The sequence below is a fragment of the Mesorhizobium sp. M7A.F.Ca.CA.004.12.1.1 genome, from assembly GCF_003997835.1.
Taxonomy (GTDB): Bacteria; Pseudomonadota; Alphaproteobacteria; order Rhizobiales; family Rhizobiaceae; genus Mesorhizobium.
The window spans coordinates 1-2,213 of sequence record NZ_RZRK01000931.1; the positions used below are offsets into that span (position 1 = coordinate 1).

Genomic DNA, 2,213 nt, shown 5'->3' on the forward strand with positions numbered 1-2,213 from the left:
CTCATGATCAACGAGCCGGCCAGCCGCATTTCGGCATGCAACAGGCCGACTGCGTTGTTGTCGGCATCGTCGGAGCGGAAGGAATTGGAACAGACGAGCTCGTCCAGGCTGTCGGTCTTGTGTGCATCGGTGCCGCGAACGGGCCGCATTTCATGCAGGATGACCGGAACGCCGGCCTGCGCTGCCTGCCAGGCGGCTTCGGAACCGGCGAGGCCGCCGCCGATGATATGGATGGGGTTTTTGCTCATGAGCGCCGGAATAATCGCTTGGTGCGGCGATTGCAATTGCCGTGCGCGGTGCGGGGCAAACAGCTGCTGATGGGAGCGCCTCCTGAAAACGACAACACCCGCCGGGGGAGGAGGTCCGGCGGGTGTCGTTTTTGGGGTCGACCCTCGGGAGGAGGTGAAGGCCGACCATATTCGTCATCGCCGGGGAGGAGGTCGGCTTTGACGAAAACTCTTTCGCCGTTTGAAAGGGGCGAAACCTTTTGGGGCAAAATTCCTTTTGCCCCGGGTAACAGCGCCCGCCGCGGGAGGAGGTGCGGCGGGCGCCGTTTTGGTGGCCAACCCTCGGGAGGAGGTGAAGGTTGACCGGATCCGTCAGGGTCGGGGAGGAGGTCGACCCTGGCGAAATTCTGGTTAGATCGCCTGGCGGGCGATGATCTTGATTTCGTCGCGGACGATACCGAGATCATGCAGCTGGCGGTTGGAAAGGCGACCCAGCTCGGTAACCGTCTCGCGATAAACGCGCCAGTTACGATAATTGCGGATCAGGTTCATTGTCGTTCTCTTTTTCAAAACTGGTTCGGACCATTCGCGGTCCGAAGAATTAGACCGCCTTGCGAGCGACGTAAGGAATGTCGCTGCGGCTGATGCCGAGGTCGGTCAGTTCACGGTTGCTCAGGCGGCTCAGCTCGGACACGGTGTCCCTGTAGCGGCGCCAGTTGCGGTAGTTGCGGATCAGGTTCATGGTAGTTCTCGTTTCGTCTTTCTTGCGGATCATTCCGTTTGTGTACGAACTATAAATAGGCGGACCCATATCGATTTAAAAGCGCTATGGCTGCATGGCAGCAATGCAAATTGTGCAATGCAGCATTAACGGGCGTTCACGGACCTGACACAAAGAAACCCGAATCGGAAAATGCCGCCGCGTCAGCGGTTTGACCGGATCGGCTGAAAAAAAGACCGAACTGGGGGAGTGGCAGCATGGCGAGTTATTCGTCGCGGGTCAGGGCGGATATCGCGCGTTGGCTGCAGGCCGGGCTGATTGACGCCGCCACAGCCGATTCGCTTTCGCGCGATGTCGAGGCCAACGAGCGCAAGTCGCTCAGCTTCGGCTCTATCCTGGCGATGATGGCTGCCGTGCTGTTCGGAGCCGCCATCCTGATTTTCGTCGCCGCCAATTGGGACGCGACCCCGCGGCTGGCGCGCGTGGCGGCACTGTTTGCCGTCATCCTTGGTGGCTATGTCGGCGGCGCGGTGCTGAAGGCCCGCGACCATGCGGCGATCGGCGAAGCGCTCTGGATCGTGGCGGCTGCGGCTTTCGGCGGCTCGATCGCGCTGATCGGCCAGATGTATCATCTCTCGGGCGACGAGGCCTCGGCTCTGGTCACCTGGGGCGCCGGAACGGCGCTGGCGGCGGTGGCGCTGCGTTCTAATCCGCTGACGGTCGCTTCGGTCGGCATCGCCGATGCCTGGCTGTTCCTGAAAGGCTTCGACTACTACAGCCGCAGCGAATTTCCGCATGCCTTCTTGATCATGGCGATCGTGCTGTTTGCCGTCTCGTTCTGGACCCGCAGCCAGGCGGCTCGCCACCTGATCATCCTGTCGGTTCTGTTCTATCTTGTGCTGCTGGTCACCAACCACGACACGCTGCAGGTGGCGATCCCGCTGGTCGTCGTCTCGGCGCTGCTGTTCGCGGCCTCGGTCTTCGCGCCGGATCCAGTCGACCGGGTCGTGCAGCTCGGCGGCCGCTTGCCCTTGCACGCACTGCTCGGCTTCCTCACCGGCCTCGCAATGATTCAGTTCGAACTCGCCGACGAGAGCACCTACAACAGCGGTTTTGCCCTCGCTTCGGTGATCGCGCTTGCCGGCATTGTCGCCGCAATCGTGCTGGCAGGGCGGGAAAGCCGTGGGCTGCGCTGGTTTGCCTATCTCGGCTTCGCCTTCGAACTCGCCATCATCTATGTGGTGACCTTGCAATCGATGCTCGAT

General features: G+C 61.5%; 4 protein-coding genes. 1 reads left to right on the forward strand and 3 read right to left on the reverse strand.

Annotated elements, in window-relative coordinates; translation table 11 throughout:
* The 3 genes from EN984_RS31880 to EN984_RS31890 form a co-directional block, all read right to left on the reverse strand.
* Nucleotides 1-248: FAD-dependent oxidoreductase (locus EN984_RS31880; RefSeq protein WP_127384230.1), on the reverse strand; the 248-nt coding region annotated here is incomplete at its 3' end.
* A gap of 390 nt (nucleotides 249-638) precedes the next feature.
* Nucleotides 639-779: a DUF1127 domain-containing protein gene (locus EN984_RS31885; protein WP_013531314.1), complete on the reverse strand. Its 141-nt coding sequence runs from the start codon at nucleotides 777-779 to the stop codon at nucleotides 639-641.
* Nucleotides 780-828: 49 nt separating this feature from the next.
* Nucleotides 829-969 (reverse strand): DUF1127 domain-containing protein, encoded by a 141-nt coding sequence (locus EN984_RS31890; RefSeq protein WP_013531315.1) that lies wholly within the window; start codon nucleotides 967-969, stop codon nucleotides 829-831.
* Nucleotides 970-1,205: 236 nt separating this feature from the next.
* On the opposite strand from EN984_RS31890, the gene EN984_RS31895 reads away from it, so the two are divergent.
* On the forward strand, nucleotides 1,206-2,213 hold a 1,008-nt coding region (locus EN984_RS31895), incomplete at its 3' end, for a DUF2157 domain-containing protein (RefSeq protein WP_127384231.1).

What these genes read in the sequence shown, in the direction of transcription:
- EN984_RS31890 (WP_013531315.1), bottom strand. Translation starts at nt 969, where the DNA reads ATGAACCTGATCCGCAACTACCGCAACTGGCGCCGCTACAGGGACACC.
- EN984_RS31885 (WP_013531314.1), bottom strand. Translation starts at nt 779, where the DNA reads ATGAACCTGATCCGCAATTATCGTAACTGGCGCGTTTATCGCGAGACG.